The sequence below is a fragment of the Chitinophaga hostae genome (assembly GCF_018224885.1).
Taxonomy (GTDB): Bacteria; Bacteroidota; Bacteroidia; order Chitinophagales; family Chitinophagaceae; genus Chitinophaga; species Chitinophaga hostae.
This window is the reverse complement of sequence record NZ_JAGTXB010000013.1, coordinates 23,993-47,764: the sequence shown is the minus strand read 5'-3', so window position 1 is coordinate 47,764 and position 23,772 is coordinate 23,993. Positions and strand designations below refer to the sequence as shown.

The window sequence follows — 23,772 nt, the reverse complement described above, 5'->3', positions numbered from 1 at the left end:
CCAATAGTATCACTACTAAAACAAATCTGATTATGGCTTTTTTCGATCTAACCATTGTTGCAATAGTTCAATTTGTAGGGAACGAGGTTGACAATTTTACCGGTCAAATTTTTGAGTCCATTAATTCTTCGGTGCAGAACACCAGGTACGTTTTCCTTTGTTTAGATAAAGATAATACCTGTAAGGTAAAAATATATCAAAAAGGGCAAACAGAACGGGAAATACCGCTCCAAGGGAAAGACTTTTATACTACGGACCGGGAAACGGGCGCCCTGCCTGTTTTCTTCAGGGAATACGTTTTAAAAGACAACGGCGTTCCCGTTCAATCCGGCCGCTATTTCATGATTACAATAGGGCATGGCGCAGGTTTTGGAATTATGACCACGGCCCTGCGGCAAAACAGGTTTATGGAAATTGCCCACAATGTGAAAATGGGAAACGATCCGGATCTGTCGCACCTTTTTCAGCAGCTCGAAATTAAGATGGGAGAAGATATCAACCAGGCACTCTTGTTTGCAGCCAATAATTTTAAGACCAACAATTTTAAGATTAAACCTGTCGGGGCCCATAATTTTAAAATGAGCGTTAATAAAATGTATAATGGAAAATTTAACGCACTCATTGAGAATTATACAGTCGAACAACCGGTGATCAATTACCTGACCAGCTTTCAGCTGGCAGACATTATAGCAACGGAATTTCGTGAAGCACAGGAAAAATATCAACTCCGGTATACTGATAACATCCCCTTTGACCTGATCATCCAGGTAAACTGTTATATGCAAAGCATTGAAAATGGGTACGCACTAAGGAACGTCACCAAGTATCTCTGTTCTACGGAAGTTGGATTTCCAACATATGGATTATCCTATAAGCAACTGTTCGAAAAGCTAACAGAAAATCCGGGTATCGCCGTTGAAGCATTTTTTAAAACGGTGGTGAATTCATTGATCCGGCAAAAAACACTACAGCAGAACGCTCCCAATGCCGACAATGGGAACGTGGCATTGTCTCTTAATAGCCTGAAGGATTACCAGTTGGTATACGACGAGGTATCTGCTTTGGCAGAACAGTTTATTAGCGGCATTAATGCTGAAATCAACCAGAAAAAGCTTGGCTACTACATATATGATGTACGTGATAATGGTCCGTTTGCCGGTATGGGCAGTGATGCATATGCTTTCCTGGATCTTTCAAATTTCCTGACCGATCTGACCAAAGGCCTGGGCACACCGATACCATACCCCCTGCAGGGTAATCTGCAGAAAGTAATAGTAGCATCCGACAGCACCGTTGTTGGAAAGCCCTTTACTACTTACCAGGACGACTCACCTAATTACCCAAGATCATTCGGTATTTTCTTTCCGCGCAGAAACCGTATTCTCGGAACTGACACGGAGCCGATGTTGCAAGATCTCTTAGATTATTATTATGATAATAAATTTGCCGTCAATCAAAACTGGGATGATTTTGTGAAACTATACCTGACCATGGACATGGGCGATTATGTATAGCAATAAAAAAAGTCCCCCAGGGGGACTTTACAGGAACTTCGATTTCAATGTTTCTATCTTAAAATCCATTCCCCACCTTTTCTTTCCCCATCTGGTTTTACCCGAGTTAGGGAAACCGAAGCTAAGCATGGCAGGTGCACTACCAGGATCCGGATCAAGCACATTAACGATGCTATTGAAGCCGAGGTAATTAATGCTTTTCTCATCTGCATTGTCAAATGGAAGGTAAAGGTGATTTTCGCCTATAGGGTCAATCTCATTGGGGTCAAATGGTGCAGGCTTCAGTAATCCTTTCACCTTTATTTTAAATCTTACTTCCAGCTCAATTTCATTTTCTGCGCTCTCTGAACAGATTACCTGCGCGCCTGCGAAATCTTTCACTTTAAATTTGCTCGTTTCTGCATTAAAATTAATAACGATACCGGGGTTCTTTTGGTCAGCCATAACTGTAAATTTTGGATTAAGGATAAATAAATAGTGCGTGCTTACAAGGTTCCATAAGTTAAGCATTAACGCCATCATTTTACAACAAATCTCAGGATATACAGTTATAAGCACAACGGGAAAAACACCCTTTTTCCGGGAAGATTTCCCCCCTTTTAATGCAGGTTGAATACAGGAATAAGTATAACAAAGATTTTTAAATGTCTATTTTTGCGTGTCAAATGAAAAGGCCAGGTGGTAATCACCGTCTGCCGTTGATTTTAAATAGATCATATGAAAGAACAAATAATTACACTGATTAAAAAATTAAAAGAGAATACGCTCCCATTCAAAGAGGTAATTGAATTTATTGAAACGGCTTATCAGCATCAGCCAACAGCCTTTAAAAACGGGGATGCCTACAATGAAGCCACACAAAACCAGGGAAGTGCCAAAGTGTTTGCCTTTGCTCAACTAAATAACCTGAGTAAAGAAGACACGCTTTACCTGTTTGCAGAACATTATCAATCTGTGTTAGATCATCCGGAAGCGACAGATCATCAAAATATCAGGCAATTTATGACACATGGCTGGCCAGGAATTGCGTTTGAAGGAACCGCATTGATGGTGAAATAGTTCCCATCTTCATAAATACTTAAAAGGCTATAAATCGATGGTTTATAGCCTTTTAAGTATTTATGAAGATGGATGATCATTAAGCGCAACAATCTTTTGAACCGGTTTTAGGGGAAGCTCTCTCGCCATATTCATCATGCCGGCGCCACCACACACCGGTTTCATTCCTGCCTTTGGGAGCGCGGTCGAGCCACTGGTACATTCCCCATAACGCATCCACGCCGCGGGCGTAGGTGGAGTAAGTATGATAAATACTATTATTCTCCAGTACAAACGCGCTCATACCTGGTCTCTCCCGATGATAGGTTGCGGTATCTGTTCCACACATTGCCGCAAATTTGTCCTCGGCTTCAGTACCGCCACCTTCCTGGCCGGGGCGCCACTCAAAAACGGGTTTCCGGTAGTTATAGTCAATATCTCCAGAACGTTGTTGTTCTTCTGTAAACGTAACGTTGAAATCATAGTTAAAATCGCTGCCGTTGGACGACGCCCATGGAAAGGTCCAGCCCAGCCGCTCCCGGTAACCCAGCAATTTCTCCAGCGGCGCTCTTGATACCGCCCACAGCATTACATCGTGATTGGCCAGGTGTACGGCAAACCCATTAAAACCATCCGCAATAGCCGAACAGCTTGGGCAGCCTGCCTCATAGTCGGGCCCAAACATAAAATGATAGATCAGCAATTGGGATCGGCCACGGAACAAGTCAGCCAGATTTACTTTTCCCTCCGTTGTCTCAAACAGGTATGCCTTGTCGATTTTTACCCAGGGCAAGGCCTGCCGTCGCTTTGCCAGCTCATCGTTGCGCCTGGTCAGTTCCTTTTCGGCCTCAAGCAACTCAAGCCTTGCGGCCAGCCATTCTTCCGGTGAAACCACCTGGTGGTTCCCCGCTCCTTCAACAGCTTTGATGTTTGCCATAATGCTATTTTTTAGGTGATGCTGCAGATAAAATATCAGGTACAGTTTTCCCTCGCCACAAAATCCCTGCCTTACTGTTTTTTTAAAGTTTTTTTTAGATTGCAGAAAGTCAACTGACTTACAGCTGTCACAAACCGGTTTTAAGTTTGTTCTATAAATAAAAACCCATGAAACAGATCATCTTTTTTCTGACTATCGTAGCTATCACATTAACCGCGAATGCGCAACCTAAAAACAATGATCATATGTTTGCTGTAAAACCTTTCAAAATCAACGTGCAACAAACGGTGCTGGATGACCTTCAAAACCGCCTCCGGCAGACCCGCTGGCCTGACGCACCCGAAAACGCAGGCTGGAATTATGGTACAGATCCTGTATTTCTCCAAAGCCTCGTTACCTATTGGCAAAATGGGTACAACTGGCGTAAACAGGAAACTGCACTTAATCAATTTCCACAATTCACGGTAGACATAGACAGTCTTACCATTCACTTTCTCCACATCAAAAGCAAAAACCCAAATGCCAAAACCTTACTGCTTGTGCACGGATGGCCTGATTGCTTCTACCGTTTTTATAAAGTTATTCCTTTATTAACTGATAACTATAACCTGGTGATCCCCTCCATTCCCGGTTTCGGTTTCTCCAGCCGGGTAGCCATGACGGACGATGGCTCGGCAAAAATTTTCGCAACGCTGATGAAAGAAGTACTCGGTTACAAAACGTTCTTCGCGGCAGGCGGAGATGTGGGTATGGGTATCACCAAGTCGCTCGCAAATCTCTACCCTGAAAACGTAGCAGCCATCCACCTGACAGATGTAGGCTACCCTGATGGTTCCGAAGATTGGAGCAAGATGTCTAAAACCGAGCAGGAATTCGGACAATTTATCCAGCAATGGTGGTACAGGGAAGGCGCATACGCCATGTTACATGCCACCAAACCGCAAACGCAGGCCTTTGGCCTGAACGATTCTCCAACAGGCCTAGCGTCCTGGATCGTGGAGAAATTCAATTCCTGGCGCACACCGGATGGCACCATTGAAGACCACTTTACAAAAGACGAACTGCTCACCAATATCATGATCTACTGGGTGAGCCAAACTATCAACTCTTCGATGCGCACCTACGGAGTAGCTGCCCATCAACCACAGGCCTCCGGTCAAAAAGTGAATACCCCCACCGGCGTGGCCATATTCCCCGGCGATGCGCCTACACCAAAGGAATGGGCAGAAAGAAAAGTAAATTTAAAACGATTTACCGTCATGAATAAAGGTGGTCACTTTGCAGCCATGGAAACACCGGACTTATGGGTGAAAGAAGTGGACACATTTTTCAAAAGCGAAGCGGTAAAATAAAGTATACAACACCTCCGTAAAAACATCGATGGCCGCCAGTTTGGCGGCCATCGATGTTTTTACGGGGCGGAATAAAATCTTATCACAAGATAGTGATATAATAATATCAACTAAAAAGGGCTGGCTGAAAATACTTCAACCAGCCCTAAACCTGGTCCCACTTACAGTCTATTGCGGATATAAAATCTGCGTTGCAAGAATATCGCCGGCGGTAAACCCATTCCATGGAAGCACGAACGAATTCATTACAGAGTTTGCATCTACCGTCGGAGTTCCGGGAATATGCGTACCGGAAGTCTGATTGGTGTGATGGAAGCCAATGGTATGGCCAAACTCATGGGTGATTGCGAACAACTTCTGGCTGGCCGCCAGGTCATTGTATTTGGAATTGATCTCCACGGTTACGCCGGGCTTGCTATCTGATCCTGGCAGATAGGCCCTGGCAATCCAGTTTGAATTTTCATAACCCATAAAAATCCGCGTGTTCGCACTGGCCTGGCTGGTTACAATAGACATCCCCAAACGGGTGCCGTTCACAGCATTCCAGTTGTTCACCGCTCCCTGTATTGCCGTTCTCCAGTTGGCAGGCACTGCAGGGTCGATGTAGAATTTAATGTTAGCATTATAAGCATTGCTTACAATATAAGTGTTCCTCCGTTGTTCTGTTTGAGGTACACCCGCCTGGATTTCTCTTTTCCAGGTAGCAACGCGCTGTTCAAGATCAGGAATGGTCATGATGATATCACTTTCGATAACAACGCGGTCCTTGTCAAAAACAATATGTTGCTCATCAAACCCCTGGCTTACCAGGTAATTGGTCATCTCCTTAACAGGGGATGTTGGCGATAATCCGTTCGGATCTTTGTCTTTCTTTGAGCAGGAGGAAAAGAGGAACATTGACGCTACAAGACAGCATACGGAGCTAATGTAGCTCCCATTAGAGTGTTTCATGTTGGATAGAATTTGAGTTAAAAAATAAACAATAAACTAAAACTAAATGCCTATGGCCGTAATGTGACTGCAGTGAAAATATTTAGGCAGGATAACGTACTAAAATAAATCCCCTTTCAAAAATCCATCAGGCATATTCACTTCATGCTCCTTTCCCCCACCGCATAACATGTTGTAACAGGCCTTGTAGACGTTTTGTAGCCACCTGTTGAGGCGACAGTAGTATATCTGTAGTCGTATAAAAATGAAACTTCCAACATTAACCACCTATTTTTGAGGGCTTGAAATAGCTCAGTTTTCCTGGTATACAAAAATATCACGCACAAAAAGTAAAAAATGATCAGAAAGATTAAACGATTAGCAGGCCCCTTGTTATTATTATTATTGGTCACCAGCGCTGTTCTTCAGGCACAGTCATCTCCTTCGCTGCTACTGGTATATGATGACTACTCTGGTAAAAGAGGTCTGACCTATTGGAAAAATGGAGAGATGATCCAGTTAACGGATGGTAAAACACATGCCGGGGCGTCGGCAATAGCAGTATCCGGAAATGATGAGTATGTTGCCGGGTATCAGGATAATGATGCAGGAGAACCTGTTGCCACTTATTGGAAAAATAAAAAAGCGATCACACTCAGCGATGGGAAAACATATGCCAAAGCAACGGGCATCAGCGTGTCCGGTTCAGATGTGCATGTGATCGGCAATGATGGAAAGCGCGCTATGTATTGGAAAAATGGAACCGGCACTTCATTGGGGGAGGACACTAAATTGAATGCAATTGCCGTTAGCGGAGAGAATGTTTATATAGCCGGTTACCAGGTAAGTGATCAGGGAGAATATGTGGCTACCTGCTGGAAGAATGGAAAAGCAACAGCGCTGACCGACGGCAGGAAGAGCGCAGAGGCTCATGCTATTGCCATATCCGGCAATGACGTGTATGTGGCGGGATTTGAAATCAATGCAGCCGGGGAAGAAGTTGCGGCGTACTGGAAAAATGGTGAGCATGTCACCCTTCCGAATGGTTGCAGGGCCAGTGCTATTGCCGCATCCGGCAACGATGTATACGTGGCCGGGATCGACAGAACCCAAGCCGGCGCCAATGTCGTTGTTTCTTGGAAAAATGGAACAGCAGTCCGGTTAACCAATGGGAACGAAGCTTCAGGTGCCGGGGTAAAAGCCATCACAGTGGTAGGAAATGACGTTTATGTGGGTGGCTATCTTGATGGCATCGCCACCTATTGGAAAAACGAAAAGCCTGTAAGTTTAAATGATATAATAGGAGGAATAACCGGGATGATTGTGAAATAAGAAGTATCAGGAAACAAAAAAGTCGCAGCAAACAACCGCACACTAATCCTTCCGCCGTATAAAAAGGCTCCGGATCAACACCGGGGCCTTTTTATTTAGTTCAATATTTTTAATCAGAGCTTAACGAATTCTACTCTCCTGTTATTAGCCTTGGCAGCGGTTGTATTGCTGTTATCGATAGGCTGTGTTTCTCCTTTGCCATCTGTTTCCATGCGGGCGGCATCGATACCGAATACCTGGGTCAGGCTGGCTTTTACAGCTTCGGCCCTGCGTTTGGATAAGTCCAGGTTAGGCTGGTCCTCTCCATCAGCATCGGTATGACCGATGATCTTTACACGAACGGAAGCATTTTCTTTGAGCACATTGGCAATATCCTGCAATGAGCCATAGGAAGCCGCCTGTACTTTATCGCTGTTCACATCGAACAGGATGCCATGCGTGATGAACTTACCTTCAGTGATCAGTTTGTTCCTGGTATCAGGAGCGCCAACAGCCAAACGGATATTCCCTACAAAATAGGCGCCTCCTTCCTTACTGAAATCCGGTGCATAGGCAGAGAAAAACACGGAATTCAATAAAGCGGTAGCATCCAGCGCACGGGGAAGATCCAGCGCCTTTGTGCTGTCAAGATATACCCGTATCCGTTGTTTCTGACGCCAGATGGAAACGGTCACCATATTCTTTTTAGGAACGCGGAATTCTGCTGCATCCACACTGGTTGAACTGACATGGTTACTGCTGTAAGACAAAGTGCCTACTCCGGAACTGCTGCCGTTAGCCGGCGACAGGCTGATCTTGAAACCCGGGATACTGAGCGAAGAATATTCCCCTGCAGCAAATTTCTCATCATCGGTTTTTGCCTGCACCAGGCCAATGCTGAAGCTACTGATACTTGCAACGCCGTTGGTCGCCATTACATCTACCTGTAAGGTGAAATTGTCCGGGAGATTACTGATATACTCCGGGTAAAAAACACCGTCCTGCCTAACGCTCAGCCATTTACCGGGATGGTTGTTGACCGTTACGACCTCACCGCTGGTGCGCGTATTCCATTGGGCAGGGAAATCGCCGATAGCATCCTGGGAAAAGTCGTCCTGGACAATCACTTTGGCGCCGGGAACAAAATCAAATCTGGAGTAGGATTTAACATCCAGGTTAGGGCCTGCAGCAACTGATGGGGTCGAAGCAACGCCTGTATTGTCCGCATTGCCGGTATTATCATTTCCGACAGGAACATTGGAAGGAGTTTTCTCCTTCTTCTTGCCGACATTATCTACCGTCTTGTCGATCGTTTTGTCGATCGTTTTGTCTACCGCATCATTGACCTTTTGGTTCACTTTATTTTTAATACGGTCAAATAACTGTCCCTTTGCGGTGCAGGTTAACAGACAAATGAGCCCAAGAGCAATGACTTTTTTCATAGTAAAACAACTGAAAGGATGAAAAGGCTAATCAATTCAGCGCAAAATTATGATATAATTTGATAACTTCTAAAAAAGCCGCCGCCTTCCCAACATCCTCCATCGCTAAACCTTTAGGATTTACGCTAATTGACAGCTTTTACAGGATAAAAAATTTCACTCATTTTAGCATCCAACGAATTTCCAACCAAGGTTTTCCCAACAATGATTCCATTAGGATCAATCAAAAAATTCTGAGGAATTGCCTGGACACCATATAATTTAGCGGCGGCACTATCCCAAAACTTCAGGTCAGAAAGCTGAAGCCATGAAAGACCATCATTTTTTATAGCTGCCAACCACAATGCCTTACTATCAAACTTATCCAGTGATATACTAATAATAGTGAAGTTCTTGTCTTTAAATTTGTTATAGACCTTAACCAGGTTGGGATTTTCAGCCCGGCAAGGACCACACCAGGAAGCCCAGAAGTCCAGCAGCACATATTTACCACGAAACGAAGATAGTTTAACCAGCTTACCTGCTGTATCGGCAAGCTCGATGTCCGGCGCGGGTTGCCCTATTGCCAGCACTCTCATTTTTTCCAGGTTCCCTGCCAATTTCTTACCCTCCGCACTGTTTTTGATTTTGGATGATAATCCATCAAACAAAGGCTTCACCACCTCATAGCGTTGCTCATAAGCAACCTTAGGAAACAACTCCAGGCTTAGCATGGATGTGGTGTGGGATTTTATAAACTTAACATAGGCATCTGAAGTTATATCGCTGAACCTCTTCCGGAACTGTGCCACTTTGGTCTCATAATCTTGTGTTGACAGCGGTGACACCTTTCCTTCCATGAACCGCCTGTCCTCGTCAGTCATATGTGAAATGCCCGCGTCAACCAGGTTATTAAGATCGTTATAATCATTGTTATAAGGGGTTCCGGTTACCTGTGATCCTATAACTGTGGCTCCATTCGTCTTAACGTTAATGGTACCCGGCTCAAGATAAACAGTTATCTGTTCCAGGCTTTCAGTTCTCCCAACACCTTTTGTATCAAAGGTCAATGTAGCAGGCACGGGCGAAGCGGATGTCTTGCCTGCAAATTTGAAAAAACCGTCCTTCAACTCAACAGAATCAATTATGGATTTACCATTCATCGTATACGCTAAGTATGCCTTTCCGGAAGAATTACCGGTACGGTAGTTACCCTTGATGGTAAACTTACTATTACCCTGAGCGAAAGCTGTCAGTTGTATTATTGACAACCCGGCTATAAATAACTTTTTCAATTCAGGTAGGTTTAATTGGATTTAATAAGCGAATTCCGGTAGGAATTGCGCCAGTCGGTTAATGCGCTGCAATCAGGAAAACTCCTGTCATTTAGTTAAACAGTTCCATTAGTTTTGCTTCCAGCTCTTTTCCGTGGAGGTCCCTGGCTACAATAACACCTTTGTTATTGATCAGGAAATTCCTGGGAATAGCTTTAATGCCATATTTTTTACTAATGGGGGAATCAAACCCTTTCAAATCACTGAGATTGGTCCAGGTGTAACCATCGTTTTTGATCGCCTTTTTCCAGGCTGCCGCATCCGTATCCAGAGAAACGCCAATTACACCAAAACCCTTCTTGCTATATTTATTGTAGAGCGGCACAAGCGCTTTAGCCTGCGCCCTGCATGGCGAGCACCAGCTCGCCCAGAAATCGATGAACGTATATTTGTTCCCCGATGTAATTACTTTGGTAAAGACTTTTTTTCCTTCTGTATCGGGCAACACAAAATCCTCATATTTCAATGCCACTTCAGGTTTATCCGATATCAGGCTTATCTTCTCCTCCTCGGTTGCAACAGCAACACCCCCTTTTTCGTTTATCACCAACGTAAATTCCTTCGATGATGGAGGAAGGCACATTTGATTGTTGCAAGCCATGTATTTGATCCGGAAACGCAGTGTTGTTTTCACGTCAGTCTTGAGTTTAATGGTTTGTGAAAACGTAACAGCCTTCGCGTAGAAAGCTACCGCTTCTCCATTTGAAGATTCAACACCTTTTTCCTCCATCTCTCCTATCAATTCAACGTTGGCATTTTCCTCGAACGAAATAGTAGTAGGCATGCCCAATCCACCATCAAAAGACTGGGGATAAATATGAAAAGGCTCTTTGATGGAAGCCACAAAATTAATTTTAAAAGTGCGTGGCCCGGTGGATTCGCTGCTAAATTTCCAGGAAACCGGGTGGGAATTCTGCGCAAACCCGGAAATAGCGGCAAGGCTTATTAATATCAAAAAAAACACTGATCTCATACATACTAGTTACAGGGTGAAAGCCATTTTAGAATTTCTAAATTCAATTACCATCAAATCTGATGGCTGTCCGTTATATTATCCTTTGTACCTGGCTTTCGTGATCTCCACCATGGACTTCAATTTATAATATTCCCTGTCCGTAGAACCAGCATATCCGGCGCTATAGAACCTTATATTACCCAAAGGATCAAAAACGATTTTAGTGGGGGTTCCCTGAATATTGTATGCCTTGTTTTCTTCATCGTGTAAAACATCGAGGGCTATTCCTTTTTTTGCCACGAATGATTTTACAGTAGCCTGATCTTCAAAAAGATTCACCACAAACATTTGAAATACATCTTTTTTATAATCAGCCACCACACGTTCAAATCCGCTGAAAGCCGCTACACAAGGCGTACACAACGTAGACCAGAAATCTAAAGCTAATACCTTTCCTTTATAGTCGCCAAGACTAACGGATTTGCCGTTCAAATCCAGCAATGATATATCTTTTACAGGTTGCTTGGCCTCAAAGAGCTTCATTGGGCCTTCCTCCTTACGGGGATTTGGGAAAAAACCATCCAGTGTTTTTTTGGAAGATGCGATATAGGATTTTTCCACCTCTTTGTAACACTCCTCATAAGCTTCGTCCTGCAAGGATTTGAGATATTGTTCGAAACCAGTTTCATTACCCTTCAATTTTTTATAAACCTCCCTGAACGTATTCACCATAACCGGATTGGACTCAGCTTCCCTGAAAGCCTTGCTCAGCGTATCAAATGCGATTTGATTTTTGCCGGCTGCCGACATCACGATGGCATAACGGTTCAGGTAATTGGCTTTTGAATCCCTGAAATATTTCATATCACGAATAGCCCCTTTGACCTCCGATGACTTAGCCAGCAGTTTCACAGCAGTTTCTATATTCCCTAGTTGGGCATTGACAGTAGCATTTACTTCCATAATAGGCTGCGCTCTTCCTATTTCATCGCTTATCGCTCCAGCCTCAATATCCTTCAATATTCCTCCTGACACTTTCTCCAATTCAGCAGGGTTCTTATTGGCATCAAGCAGATACTCCATTGCGTAGGCCAGATAGGTAAGCTGGAGTACACTGAATTTCGGGTTGGTATTCTTATAATACCAGTACCGCTCAAAGTTACCTCTGGTGAGCCACCCTAGTGCCAGTTGCGCACGATATTCCCCATACATGGTCGGTTTCGCCGGGTCGACAGGGTTTGCTTTCAGCATTTCATTGTATTGCCTCTCCTGGTCTTCCACATTCACAATCAAAGCAAAATCCTGAAAGTTATATTTCGTGGATTTTGCCTGTTGTGCGAAAACAGAACTGGAAATCAACAACAGCAAGATTAACTTTCTCATTTTCATCAGATTCAAATTAAACAGTTTTATAAATTTTGAATGATTACAGTCGGCATCAACGGGTTTTCATCTTCTTTCTCCTCAACAACTTCCCTTTCTTACTTAAGGAATTTAGACAATGCGGCCTGCAGGGATTTACCACGCAAATTGGTCGCAATGATAGTTCCTTTCGGATCTACCAATACATTATCAGGAATACCAGTAACGGCGTAAGCCATCGCTGTTGAATGGCCTCCTTTCAAATCGATCACCTGCGTCCACGGTAATCCATCTTCTCTTACAGCCTTCAGCCAGGCAACCTTGTCGGCATCCACCGAAATACTCAACACCTCAAAATTCTTGTCTTTGAATTGCTTATAAGCACGTACAACGTTGGGGTTCTCAGCACGACAAGGCCCGCACCAACTTGCCCAGAAATCGATCAATACATATTTGCCTTTATAGGATGACAAAGAGACCGGCGTGCCTCCAGCTGTCTTTAATGTAAATCCTTTCGCACGATTGCCTACTTTTCTCATCGCGAAACCGTCGGACATTTTTTTCAAACCGGCATATCTTGTTGTTTTACGCATCCGTTCACTCAGCAGACCCAGCATCCGGTTGAAGGTGGCTACATCACCCGAACTTTGTTCGCTCGCCAGATTAAGGCTGAAATAACTATCGGGATGCTGAGCAACAAACTGTAGTCTTAGCTCATTCACTTGTTTCAACAACTGCTTTTCAGCGGCTGACGGCTCCCTTTCAACAGGTTCCGTTTCAGTATCATCATCCTCCGAATCATTTCCTTTATTACTTCTCCCCATGCCCCTAAGTGAATCCTGCGCTTTTTCTAACGCCCGTTCCTTCGCGTGGAATGCCTGATACATTTCCTGGTTTATACCTTGCACCGTCATCTCCTGAACGGTTCCTGTTATGGAGACATCTCCTTCGAGGAAGAAATCTTTTACTCCTACCAAATGTGTCTGCGTCATCGCCCAGGACCAATAAGCCGTATCTGTCATAGCCAGCGTTGGATGATGGGGCGTAACTTTTAGTATGGCGTCAACAGGTATATAGTTCTCCTTAAAAGAGAAAGCACCATCCCCTGATACCTGCGTTAATTCTTTCCCGCCATATGAGAGCGTGATATTGACAGACTTATCGATCCCTTCAATCTTACCTTTTACTGTAAAATCCTGCGCATAGGATACCAACGCCATAGCAAATAGGCAAGCGGTTAAAAACATCTTTCTCATAGATCATTCATTTTTGTCCTGTATTTGCCACAGTTACAGGCAATGATTTAAACAGGTTATTTTATAGTATTCATTTCAGTACGTCAGAAAGCTTCTCTTCAAGACTTTTACCAGTAAGATTTCTGCCAACAATCACCCCTGCAGGATCTATCAACAGGTTTTGCGGGATCTGGGTGATGTTGTACATTTTGGCCGCTTTACTCGACGAACCTTTTAAGTCGCTGGCTTGTTTCCACGGCAACTTATCCTCCTGGATGGCCTTCATCCAGGCAGCCTTTTTATCATCCAGAGACACGGCAAGTATCTCGAATTTATCACCCTTGAATTTGTTGTAAGCATTAATCAATTCGGGGTGGCCGGCCCGGCATGGTCCACACCAGCTTGCCCAGAAGTCGAGCAAAACATAGCGCCCCCTGAAAGAAGACAAAGAAACGGGTGTTCCCTGTACATCGTTTAGTGTGAAGTCGATCGACGGCTGACCAACATCCAACTTCTTCGCTTCATCCAGCTTTGTTTTCCAGTCTTTAGCTTTGTCTGTATTCCTAAGCCTTGGGCTCAGCGCCAGATACATAGGTTCAAACGTTGACGGCTGAATAACGCCCGCAAACATTTCCATCATGTCTAAACTGATATACGCATCAGGATATTTCTCAATAAAAGCAGTCACCATTTTTTCAAAAGAAAGTGCTTCCTTATCCTTCTTCTCGTTTTCCTTACCAAAAGCAACGAAAGCTTCATAGGCCCGTTGTTCTTTGCCTCCCCCGGTTACAGTTGCCATGCCGGCAGTATCAAATTGCACATGGATCGTTTCTTCCAGATAAAACAGGGCCATATTTTTTGACGTATACTGATCCTCGTTCTCTTCCGATTCTTTGTGACGGCGTTTCCCCGGCGGTGGTGGCACCAGCAGCGTAACTTGTGCCAGCGCCGGCCTTAAAGCGGAAGCCGTAAACCCGAACCGACCTCCTTTAATATTTACCGTATCGGTTTTATATTTTTTATCATCCTCATAACCTATCACGGCACGCTTTGCCGGATGTCCCTTTGCTACTTCTCCTTTTATAATACAAGCAACCTGTGCATGTACCGATGCGGCCATGAGCATGAAAGCTGCTGCAATGATTGTTTTATTCATATCCATCCGTTTACTTATTTTCAATCAATCCCTTGTTTTCGGCCAGCATTCGTTGGCCGAATTTCAAGGCAAACCTTTCCGGCTTTAGCGTATATATTGCCACTACATTACCGGCATCGTCATAAAGTTTATGTGTATACTTAACCGTATTACCATAAACAGGGTCTACTGAAAGGCGGCGCATATCCATCCAGCGCATGCCGGAAGTGGCAAATTCCCGGATACGTTCGTCCAGGATAAAACGAACCAGCGCTTCCTTATCTCCCGCTATGCTCGAAGGAATGGCTACGATATTTGCGGGCATCCTTTTAGAGCGCAAAAACTCCAGATCGCTCTTTGCCCCTGTAAGATTGCCCGCTCTTGCTTTTAGCTCTGCGCGCATGAGATAAAGATCCGGTAAAGAAGGACCTACTTCCAACCCGGAGAAGAGAGACGCTGAATAGCGCCTCATTCCACGCGGAAATACCTGGTCCGGATTGAACATTTCATTTCCGGAGAACAGCAGCAGCCGTTTATCCATTGGATCGTACAATGCTGCTGTTTCAGGGGAAAATACATAGGTATTGGCTTGTTGTAATTGAAAATTGATCATACTGAGATTGTACATCACTTCAGCATTATTCGCTGCCAGTGGGTAGTTGGAAAGCCCAAATCCAAAGTCCGGAAGCCACGAGTCAATTTCATTAGGATCAAGCACGGTATTGTAATCGTATAATGCCAGGGGTATGGTAGCCTTATCAAGTTCCGCAAATGCCGCATCTACATGTGTGCTGGCTTCATCAAACTTTGCCATATACAAATAAACACGGCCCAGTATGAATTCGGCCGCTATCCTGGAAAACTTCCGCCGGTGTGTTAACGGGCCAAGATCTGGCAATGCCTCTACCAGGTCTTTTATAATGAAATCATAGCTTTCCTGAACGGAAGCCCGCACAAACGTTGTTTGCGTTACATCTGCCTTTGTCAGCAGTGGCACACCTAAATCGGTAGCAGCGGTAGCCGCATTATAGGGTAAGGAATAATCAGAAAGAAAATAAAGATGGCAAAGCGCCCTGCCTACTTTGGCCTCCGCGAGGATCGCCTTCTTTTGCTGATCTGTTCCTCCCTGTGATTGCATTACTTCGTTAATAACTTTATTGAAGGTATAGATGCTGCCGAGATGCCAGGTTTCGGATGGTAACTGATCGTCATCATACACCCTTTCTTCAAATCTGAACAACCGTTGCGTTCTGATCGAAGCGGCATCCATATAAGTTTGCTGAGCTGCCATTTCATCGCCCTGGTACAAAGATGCGGCATAGAGTACCTGGAGACTCACGGCGTTCATCAATTGCTCGTAGTCCGATGTTGTTTTGGCCACGCGGGAGCCTTTAGGCTCAATTTCCAGGAAGTCTTTGGAGCATGAGGTCTGGATTAGCAGTAGTATAAATAGAAACGGTATTAATACCTTATGAATGGATCTCATCATCTTAAAGCTGGTTTAATTAAAGAGTAAGGTGTGCACCAATGGTAATGGTGCCTTGTCCTGTGCGAATATTCCTGTTACCTGCTGGTGATTGAAACTCGGGATCGATTCCCAGGTGGTTCTTCTTCCAGAGCATAAGATTGGATACCTGTGCTCTAAAAGTTAATCCTTCCGCGTGTATTCTCCGGACCAATCCCTTGGCCACGTCATAGGAAAGCGTGATCTCCCTGATCTTTGCATAGGAGGCGTCAAATGAATTCAGGTTAGAGTAGGTGTAGTAATAGATATTTCTCCCGTTATCAATGGTGGTATTATAGGCGTATCTCGGGATATTTGTCCTGTTCTCATCTCCCGGCACTTTCCAGCGATTGGCAAATTCAGGCTGGATGTTGTTTTGGTACAGAGGTTCCTGCCAAACTCCATTGAAATCCCGGAACAACACATGCCCTAAATTAAAGCTGATGTTAATGCCTAATTGAAAACCCTTATAAAAGAAAGTATTGAATAATCCACCGGTCACAATAGGTTGGGAGGTTCCCGCCAAATGAACATCCTCTGGTTTGGATCCATTTTTATCAGAAAGGATTTTTCCATCGGCCTGAATAATTTGCGGATCTCCGGCAGCGTTTAGTCCACCATTTATAAACTCGAATACGGCATATGCAGGTTTACCTTCCACGAAGGGGGTACCGATCATATCAGTACCAGTTGTGATAGCACTGGCTGCTGCCATCCTCGTTATCTTGTTTTTATTGTAAGAGAGGTTCAGGGCGGTATTCCAGTTAAAATCCCGGGAAATGACGTTAAGAGAATTCAGGCTGAATTCGATCCCTTTATTTTCAAGGTCTCCGTAATTTCCAATAACAGTGGGATATCCGGTCAGCGGAGCCGTCATCAGTGAACCTATCAGGTCTGTAGTCTTTTTTATATAGCCGTCTATTGAACCTCCCAATCTGCCACCCAAAACAGTAAAATCCAGCCCTGTGTTATAAACCCTTGTTCCTTCCCAGGTAAGCTTATCGTTACCCGGTGTGCCGACAATTAAACCTACGCCTGTTACATAGTTTACGTTTGAAGAGGCTTGCAGGATATCAAAAGAGGCAGCCTGTGCGGGCCTGGGTGCATTACCCGTTATTCCATAGGTGAACCTCACATGCAGTCGATCCAGCCATGCAAGCGATTTCATGAAGTCTTCCCTGTTCATCAACCATTTGCCACCTATACTATAAACCGGCCTGTTTTGAGCAGATTTGGCCAGGCCGAATAAATTGCTTTCGTCAATCCTCCAACTCGCATTCAGCGCATACTTCCATTGATACATATATCCTACGGTGGAATAATAAGAGGTTGTTCTTGCGATAGCGCCTTCTCCCCCACCTACATTATTTTCCGGTAATACTTTCCCCAGTCTGCCTGGTACCGTCCCTTTAATCCCTTTCATTAACGTATCAATATTTACCGGACGGGAAACCTGCAACTGATCATCCCACCCGTAATACGTTGCTGTAGACGTAACTGGCGTAGCGCTTGTTGCTTCTTGTCCCGCCATAATGGTAATCTGGTGCGGATCCCAGTTTTGGTCGAATATCAGCTGATTTCTTACTGTCCAGTTTTTCTGAGACGCATTATTCACGTTGAGCATCCCTCCGTCCTTCGGCAACCAATACCTGGGGGTGCTGCTTATATTGGGAGCCTGCGTAAAACCAACAAGCTGGTCTCGTACCGCATAACTTTCCTGGTACTGAACAGTGCGGCTGTTCCTCGAAAATGTCTGATAACCATAAGTACCTTCAAACCGCAGGCCCTTCAGCAAAAGTAATTTCGCACTGCCCACCACCCTTCCGGATATGTTGCTGCTTTTAGAATACCCTCTGTTGAACTCGTCAAGGGGAACATAATCCAGGTTAACGCGACTCCTGGCCGCATAATCAAGCCTGAGGGAATCGCTGTAGTTTCCCAGAAAGTTTACTGGCAGCGGACTTCCCGCATCGTTGAGAAAACGCTGATAAGGTACAAAGGAAACATCCGGCGCTATAATCCCTATACCGAGATTGGTAGTGCTCATTACCGTATTGGTAAGATCAGTGACCACTGACAACTGTAGCCTTTTGCTGAAATTGAAATCCTGCCTGACATTTAATTTATACGAGTTGTTCCTTTCTCCCGGTGTACTGCTCTGAATGCCGGTATAGCTGAACGATCCATAAAAACCGTAAACGTCTCCTCCTCCTGAAAGGGAAACGGTATGGTTGGTAGTGGCTGCATTTCTATAAAAACTATTAGCAATTTCCCCCCTGTTATCAATGGCTGCCAGGCTATCCAGCGCCTTATTGGCCTGCGCACTGGTGATTAGCCCCCGATACGCATCATATTGAATTTGCAGATGGGGAGGAACCGGGGCCAATGCCTGTACTGTATTCCAGTCATAATAAGGTGCGAATTGAGGAAAGATTTCTTTTGCGGTAGCAATAAAATCCCGGCTGTTCATTTTTGGAATATAGCCGCGATCTGGTTTACCCTGAAAATTATAATAACCATCATAGTCCACCTGTAATTTTTGCCCCATTTTCCCTTTTTTGGTAGTAATGACGATTACTCCGTTAGCTGCTTTTGCCCCCCAAATGGAAGCAGCAGAGGCATCCTTCAGTACAGTGATATCTGCAATATCCTGGGGATTGATATTGGCAATCGGGTTAGCACTATTCAATACATTGTTACGTGATCCATCACTGGTATTATCACTTGGTAATTCCACTCCATCCACCACGATCAATGGAGATCTTGTAGAGTTGAGCGAAGTTAAACCACGAATCAGCAGTGGCTCTCCTCCGGGTGTGTTGTTTACGACAAGACCGGGTACTAACCCGTCAAGTCTTTGTAGGATATTGGTGCTGCTGGATCTGTTAACAACGGTATTCATATCCACTTTTGCCACAGAACCCGTATTTCGTTCCCTGGTAATATTCTGATAGCCCGTAGAAACAATTTCCACGTAATCCAGCTTTTGCTCCGAAGGCGCCAGCACAATCGATATCATTTGCGCATCATTAACCTTCACCTCTTTTTCACTAAAGCCAACGAAGCTTACCAAAAGTATTGCCCCTTTTTCAGCTTCTATCTGAAACATCCCCTTTTCATCACTCAAAACCAGGTACTGGCTGCCTTTTATCCGGATGGTGGCTCCCGGTAAAGGTTTTTTATCTGAACCCGTGATGGTTCCTGATACTTTCATCTTTGGCAATTGAGGACCAGATCGGTTCCCATCTTTTTCAGGAACTCCGGGATCAATCCGGCTTACCACCACATTATTCTTTTTTATTTCATAATCGAGTTTCTCAGGTTTTAAAATGATGGTTAAAAAATCACCTAATGGCATCTGGCGAGCTTCAATAGTCACCAGGTGGGTATTCTTAATGTGTTCCTCATTATAGAAAACAGTCATTCCCGTTTGTTTTTCAATAATCTTAAACACGTTACGCAAAGGCTCACTGTGTAAGTTCGCCGTGATAGGTTGCGACTGTCCTGCAGCTTGCAACTGAATAAAAAAAATAATCAATGAAAAAAATGTTAGTTTCATTGCTAACGGCATTTTGGTTGATACGGTGTGAAGGATAAAGCCACGCCGGGCTAATCCAAGCCCCGACGGCTGGTGAAAAGCAAAAAATTCCATACTTCGTAAATAGTTTGGTTGGTAAATGGCAGTTATCTCGAATCAAGTTGCTTCATTGGCTGACCTTATACCTACCGGGGATGTTCAAACATCTTCGGCTTTTGTTAAACGGCCAGCTATCTATCATTTCATCACTATGATATTTATCAAATTATAAATCTAAAAATCATCACGGAAGTACAATCAACCTCCTGTTTCCTTCCAATTTGTAGTGAAGACCTACCTTACCCAGGAAATACAAAACATCGGCAAAGGGCAGGCTTCTTTTTATGGTACCGCCCAGTTGCACTTTCGGAACCGGTTGTTGATAAACCACCTCAATATCATACCATCTTGCCAGTTGTCGCATAGCTTCCTCCAGCGGAACATTATTAAAATCAAATACGCCATCTTTCCAGGCAGTAACTGAAGCGGCATTTACATCGTCAAACACCCGGATATCCGCATTCCCTTTGGTCGTCAGGGCCTGCTGTCCGGGGGAAAGCACCTTTTGCAAATGCCCGTTGAACCGATCCCCCACTACCCTCAAAGATCCCTCCTGCAACGTAGTCCGAATAGCCCCTTCATTTTCATAAGCATTCACATTAAAACTCGTTCCGAGTACTTCAAGCCAGGTACTTCCATTAACGTCTACCCGAAAAGGAATGGAGGGATTTTGAGCTACTTCCAGGAAAACTTCTCCTATAATACGAACAAGTCTTTCATTACCCGCAAATGTCACCGGATAACGGATTGAGCTTTCTGCGTTCAACCACACGTTGGTCCCATCCGACAATTGCAGCTGAAATTGTCTGCCCTTCGGAGTAGAAATAGTGTTGTATTGTACTTCCGATCCCGTTCCTTCGTAAAGCAGTATCCCATTCCTGATCCTGGCTACAACTCCCCCCTGTAATACTATTCTACCGTTTTGTAAGGTATCTAAAAGTACTTGCGACCCGTTCGATAAGGTTAGGAGCGCGCCATTTTGGCCAGGCTGAACACGCGTTGTTGACTGCACCATATCAACCGGTCGTTTCCCCTGCATATGCTGATACCAATAATAAGCCCCGATTCCTATTATAAGCGCTACAGACGACGCCACAGCCCATCTCCATCTTCGTATAAAATGAGTCCGGTGAATAGCATACATAGTCGGCACGATCTCCTTTTTATCCGGCAACTCGCCCGCCGGATAACGGTCCAGGATATTTTTGATGATCGTTTGCTGATGCTCCTCGCTGAACAGACCTTCATCTTCCGTCTTTTCCCACATATCCTGGAGTACAGGAATGATTTCCCGTTCGGCAGATGCCGATCGCAGCATCTCAATAAGCTCCTGTTTGTCTGCCTCGGTAAACTGGTCATTTGACCACTGTTCCAAAAGATGTTGCAGTCTGCTATTCACGGCCAATTAATTTGATTCAAAAGAAAGCGTGTTTTACTTAGGAGTAGGCTTCCATAAAAAAGGGGGTATCGGATGGAAAAAAAATTTACAATTCCATAATCAGGAACGCGATGATGATAGGCAGGCCTTGACTTTTGATATGATCTACGATAGATGAAGAGGCAATCTGAAGATACTTTTTTACCGTTTCCCGGCTGATATTCATTTCCCCTGCTATCTCAGCATATTTCTTTCCTTTCATCCGGGCTAATATCCAAACTTTCTTCTGTTGCGGTGGAAGCTGGTCAATGGCCTTATTCACCAATGCATCATAGGCCTCCTTTAAAGAAGCCTGATCCCGCGCTTCATCGTTTATAGAATTGGTTTGCGTTAGCTGATGCCATTCTTGCCTTATCCTGTTTTCCCGATCGATATTTTTCAGCATCCTAACTGCGTGATGCCGGGAAATGACAAATAACCAGGAACGAAAACTTTCCACTCCTTTTAGCGATTCCCTGGTCAGCCATAACTGGGTGAAAATCTCCTGCACCACATCAGATGCTATATCCCGATCTTTGGTGAGTTTGAACAGATATGTAAAAAGTAGACCGGAATACATTTTTACAAGCGTAGCAAATGCCTGCTCATCCCCTTCAGATATCTGCAGGAGTAATTGGCGATCGCTATGATGATTTATGGTTGGCAATTAACTGATTAGTCTTGGTATTAACCACAATAATATTAAAAAATTCACATAATCGGGAGTATTAATCCGGGGCTACAGTACTACTTTTGTTACCGGTTTGTTAATAACAATTAAACTTAAGGCTAATTATAAAGTCATTGGGATTAATCTCCGCAAATTGTGAAATAGCAACTTGGTTGGGAACCGTAGTGCTTACCTAACACGGTAGATTAATGCGCTTTTAGTCATTGAACAAATTCATACCCTAATACACCGATTTTTATAGTTATCGCTAGTGCCACGAGTAAGAAAGCGATTACTTTAACCGCTGGATTTCCCTTAATCTTAGTAAATATTGAATTGTTCATTCTTTTCTATTTAGAATGTTATCATCTTTATGCTTAAAATTAGAATCATGCATTCAATTCATATTTCCAACCTGAAGCCGATTAAATAGCAAGCTGAAAGTTATCAGCTTTCGATAATATACCGGGTCAAAAAAAAATTTTCAAGAATTGTAACTTTTGATGATTTCAAATTGTCTCCCTAATAGATATGAACCAAAGCCTGTATGAAAAGTTCTTGAGTAGTCAATCCAAACTGTATCGGTTTGCCTATTCGCTCGCTAAAAATGTGAGCGATGCTAAGGATATTCATCAGGATACGTTGATTAAAATATGGGAAATGCGGGAACAATGGGAAAGATGGGAAAACATGGAAGCTTATGGGATGCGGATCACCCGCAACACCTACCTGAACTTCCAAAAGGCCCGGCAGCGACGATTGCATTTGGAACTGGGTGAGTTGACGGAGAAACCCCAGCCCAATGAGATTGAAAAGCATATGGTGATCGATGATCTGAAGCATCAATTCCTCAGCATGATCCAACCCTTACCCCAATTGCAACAAAACATCCTTTATTTAAGAGAAGTCGAGGAGTTGGAATACAAAGAGATTGCAGAGATTCTGGAGATTTCAGCATCACAAGTGAAGGTCTACCTCTTCAGGGGCAGACAATTTATCAAAACAAATACTCAGAAATGATGGAAGCAGCGGAACTGAAACGATTATTAGAAAAATACTACGCGGCAGAAACGACCCTGGCGGAAGAACGCGCTTTAAAGCAATACCTGGAACAGCATCCTGCGCAACAGGTCTCCGAGCAGCCCTTTTTTCAAGCCGTAAATGAATTTAAGCTGTTGGATACTCCAATACAGGAGTTCAGGACTTCTTCATCAGAAAGCCGTATCCACAGATTATCAGTCTGGAGAAGAACGCTGCGTCAGGTCGCTGCCGTGGCAATTCTCGCGTTAACGACTGTTGCGATCAGCCAAAGCTATAGGCGCTATGAAAGAAACAAAGCAGAAGCCCTGCTGCAACAAAATGTGGAGGCAGACCTGATGCGAATTTCAAATCTCTTGAATCAGGCCGACGCAAATCTGAATAACGCAGTTAAAAACGCGGTTATACCCGGCTTAAACAATTAATTATGAAAGCTCAATTTATCATCCTGCTTCTCCTATCGCTCTCCTTTAACCTGGCCTTTGGTCAGGAAAGGAACAGTGGTAAAGCTGACGATAGCTTTGTTGATGCCTATTTTACCACCTATGCTAAAATGCCGGGCTATGACGCCCAGATGATGGGAGAAGCGATGGTAAAAAGGTTGAATGATAAGGAAGCCTGGAAGCACCCTTCTATCGCCAGAATCATGAAACAGGTTAAAACCTATAAGAATTTAAGCATGCCGGTGACCCCTGAATTTACAAGCAGCATGCTTGAACAATTAGATCAGCAAGTCAAAAAAGACCGGCGTTATGACCAATATTACCGTAAAGTAACCGCCAATTCTACCGTCATTATTTATACACGCGGCAAACAGCTCATTAAAGAAATTGCGGTTGTCTCTATAGCCTGGGGGCATTTGACAGTCAGTAGCTTCATCGGGGATCAGATCGACCTGGAAAGCGTTCGTGCCTTGTCAGAAAACCGCTAAGGAAACATTACAACGGGAACTTAATCCACTACTATTTTACTGCTTAATATA

The 23,772-nt window shown here is 44.1% G+C and carries 20 protein-coding genes; 7 read left to right on the top strand and 13 right to left on the bottom strand.

Annotated elements, in window-relative coordinates; genetic code table 11:
• Window positions 1–32: 32 nt before the first annotated feature.
• Entirely contained in the window at window positions 33–1,514 is a 1,482-nt protein-coding gene (locus tag KE626_RS23090; protein WP_211975367.1) for a clostripain-related cysteine peptidase, read from the top strand.
• Between the two features lie 27 nt (window positions 1,515–1,541).
• Here the strand turns inward: KE626_RS23090 and KE626_RS23085 are convergent, their stop codons facing one another.
• Entirely contained in the window at window positions 1,542–1,958 is a 417-nt protein-coding gene (locus KE626_RS23085; RefSeq protein WP_211975366.1) for a hypothetical protein, read from the bottom strand.
• A gap of 273 nt (window positions 1,959–2,231) precedes the next feature.
• Here KE626_RS23085 and KE626_RS23080 point away from each other — a divergent pair, with 273 nt between their 5' ends.
• Window positions 2,232–2,573: a HopJ type III effector protein gene (locus tag KE626_RS23080; RefSeq protein ID WP_211975365.1), complete on the top strand. Its 342-nt coding sequence runs from the start codon at window positions 2,232–2,234 to the stop codon at window positions 2,571–2,573.
• 79 nt (window positions 2,574–2,652) lie between these two features.
• Here KE626_RS23080 and KE626_RS23075 read toward each other — a convergent pair whose 3' ends face one another.
• Window positions 2,653–3,489 carry a DUF899 domain-containing protein gene (locus KE626_RS23075; protein ID WP_211975364.1) on the bottom strand — a complete coding sequence of 279 codons (837 nt, stop codon included), beginning with the start codon at window positions 3,487–3,489 and terminating at the stop codon, window positions 2,653–2,655.
• Window positions 3,490–3,656: 167 nt separating this feature from the next.
• Here KE626_RS23075 and KE626_RS23070 point away from each other — a divergent pair, with 167 nt between their 5' ends.
• On the top strand, window positions 3,657–4,841 hold the full coding sequence (locus KE626_RS23070; RefSeq protein ID WP_249207641.1) for an epoxide hydrolase family protein: 1,185 nt from the start codon (window positions 3,657–3,659) through the stop codon (window positions 4,839–4,841).
• Between the two features lie 168 nt (window positions 4,842–5,009).
• Here the strand turns inward: KE626_RS23070 and KE626_RS23065 are convergent, their stop codons facing one another.
• The gene (locus KE626_RS23065; RefSeq protein WP_249207640.1) at window positions 5,010–5,792 is read right to left on the bottom strand and encodes a M57 family metalloprotease; all 783 of its coding nucleotides are present in this window, start codon (window positions 5,790–5,792) and stop codon (window positions 5,010–5,012) included.
• A 336-nt stretch (window positions 5,793–6,128) separates the two neighbouring features.
• Here KE626_RS23065 and KE626_RS23060 point away from each other — a divergent pair, with 336 nt between their 5' ends.
• Window positions 6,129–7,103 carry a hypothetical protein gene (locus tag KE626_RS23060; protein ID WP_211975363.1) on the top strand — a complete coding sequence of 325 codons (975 nt, stop codon included), beginning with the start codon at window positions 6,129–6,131 and terminating at the stop codon, window positions 7,101–7,103.
• A 113-nt stretch (window positions 7,104–7,216) separates the two neighbouring features.
• Here the strand turns inward: KE626_RS23060 and KE626_RS23055 are convergent, their stop codons facing one another.
• The 10 genes from KE626_RS23055 to KE626_RS23010 form a co-directional block, all read right to left on the bottom strand.
• Window positions 7,217–8,524 (bottom strand): OmpA family protein, encoded by a 1,308-nt coding sequence (locus KE626_RS23055; protein ID WP_211975362.1) that lies wholly within the window; start codon window positions 8,522–8,524, stop codon window positions 7,217–7,219.
• Between the two features lie 125 nt (window positions 8,525–8,649).
• A complete protein-coding gene (locus tag KE626_RS23050; RefSeq protein WP_211975361.1) occupies window positions 8,650–9,798 on the bottom strand; it encodes a TlpA disulfide reductase family protein in 1,149 nt (382 codons plus the stop codon).
• Window positions 9,799–9,889: 91 nt separating this feature from the next.
• Complete coding sequence (locus KE626_RS23045) at window positions 9,890–10,810, bottom strand: peroxiredoxin family protein (RefSeq protein ID WP_211975360.1); 921 nt, start codon at window positions 10,808–10,810, stop codon at window positions 9,890–9,892.
• Window positions 10,811–10,888: 78 nt separating this feature from the next.
• Window positions 10,889–12,175 (bottom strand): TlpA family protein disulfide reductase, encoded by a 1,287-nt coding sequence (locus tag KE626_RS23040; RefSeq protein WP_211975359.1) that lies wholly within the window; start codon window positions 12,173–12,175, stop codon window positions 10,889–10,891.
• Window positions 12,176–12,273: 98 nt separating this feature from the next.
• Window positions 12,274–13,410 carry a peroxiredoxin family protein gene (locus KE626_RS23035; RefSeq protein WP_211975358.1) on the bottom strand — a complete coding sequence of 379 codons (1,137 nt, stop codon included), beginning with the start codon at window positions 13,408–13,410 and terminating at the stop codon, window positions 12,274–12,276.
• A gap of 70 nt (window positions 13,411–13,480) precedes the next feature.
• Complete coding sequence (locus tag KE626_RS23030; protein WP_211975357.1) at window positions 13,481–14,545, bottom strand: TlpA disulfide reductase family protein; 1,065 nt, start codon at window positions 14,543–14,545, stop codon at window positions 13,481–13,483.
• A gap of 10 nt (window positions 14,546–14,555) precedes the next feature.
• The gene (locus KE626_RS23025) at window positions 14,556–16,013 is read right to left on the bottom strand and encodes a RagB/SusD family nutrient uptake outer membrane protein (RefSeq protein WP_211975356.1); all 1,458 of its coding nucleotides are present in this window, start codon (window positions 16,011–16,013) and stop codon (window positions 14,556–14,558) included.
• A 16-nt stretch (window positions 16,014–16,029) separates the two neighbouring features.
• Window positions 16,030–19,587 (bottom strand): SusC/RagA family TonB-linked outer membrane protein, encoded by a 3,558-nt coding sequence (locus tag KE626_RS23020; RefSeq protein WP_211975355.1) that lies wholly within the window; start codon window positions 19,585–19,587, stop codon window positions 16,030–16,032.
• 262 nt (window positions 19,588–19,849) lie between these two features.
• Window positions 19,850–21,064: a FecR family protein gene (locus KE626_RS23015; RefSeq protein ID WP_211975354.1), complete on the bottom strand. Its 1,215-nt coding sequence runs from the start codon at window positions 21,062–21,064 to the stop codon at window positions 19,850–19,852.
• An 85-nt stretch (window positions 21,065–21,149) separates the two neighbouring features.
• Window positions 21,150–21,749 carry an RNA polymerase sigma factor gene (locus tag KE626_RS23010; RefSeq protein ID WP_211975353.1) on the bottom strand — a complete coding sequence of 200 codons (600 nt, stop codon included), beginning with the start codon at window positions 21,747–21,749 and terminating at the stop codon, window positions 21,150–21,152.
• A 534-nt stretch (window positions 21,750–22,283) separates the two neighbouring features.
• Here KE626_RS23010 and KE626_RS23005 point away from each other — a divergent pair.
• From KE626_RS23005 to KE626_RS22995, 3 genes are read left to right on the top strand one after another with little or no spacing between them, the layout of a single operon-like run.
• Window positions 22,284–22,772, top strand: coding sequence for an RNA polymerase sigma factor (locus tag KE626_RS23005; RefSeq protein ID WP_211975352.1), 489 nt, complete (start codon window positions 22,284–22,286; stop codon window positions 22,770–22,772).
• Window positions 22,769–23,215: a hypothetical protein gene (locus KE626_RS23000; protein ID WP_211975351.1), complete on the top strand. Its 447-nt coding sequence runs from the start codon at window positions 22,769–22,771 to the stop codon at window positions 23,213–23,215. Before KE626_RS23005 ends, KE626_RS23000 begins: the two co-directional genes overlap by 4 nt.
• Window positions 23,216–23,217: 2 nt before the next feature.
• Entirely contained in the window at window positions 23,218–23,721 is a 504-nt protein-coding gene (locus tag KE626_RS22995; RefSeq protein ID WP_211975350.1) for a DUF4252 domain-containing protein, read from the top strand.
• The last annotated feature ends 51 nt before the right edge of the window (window positions 23,722–23,772 follow it).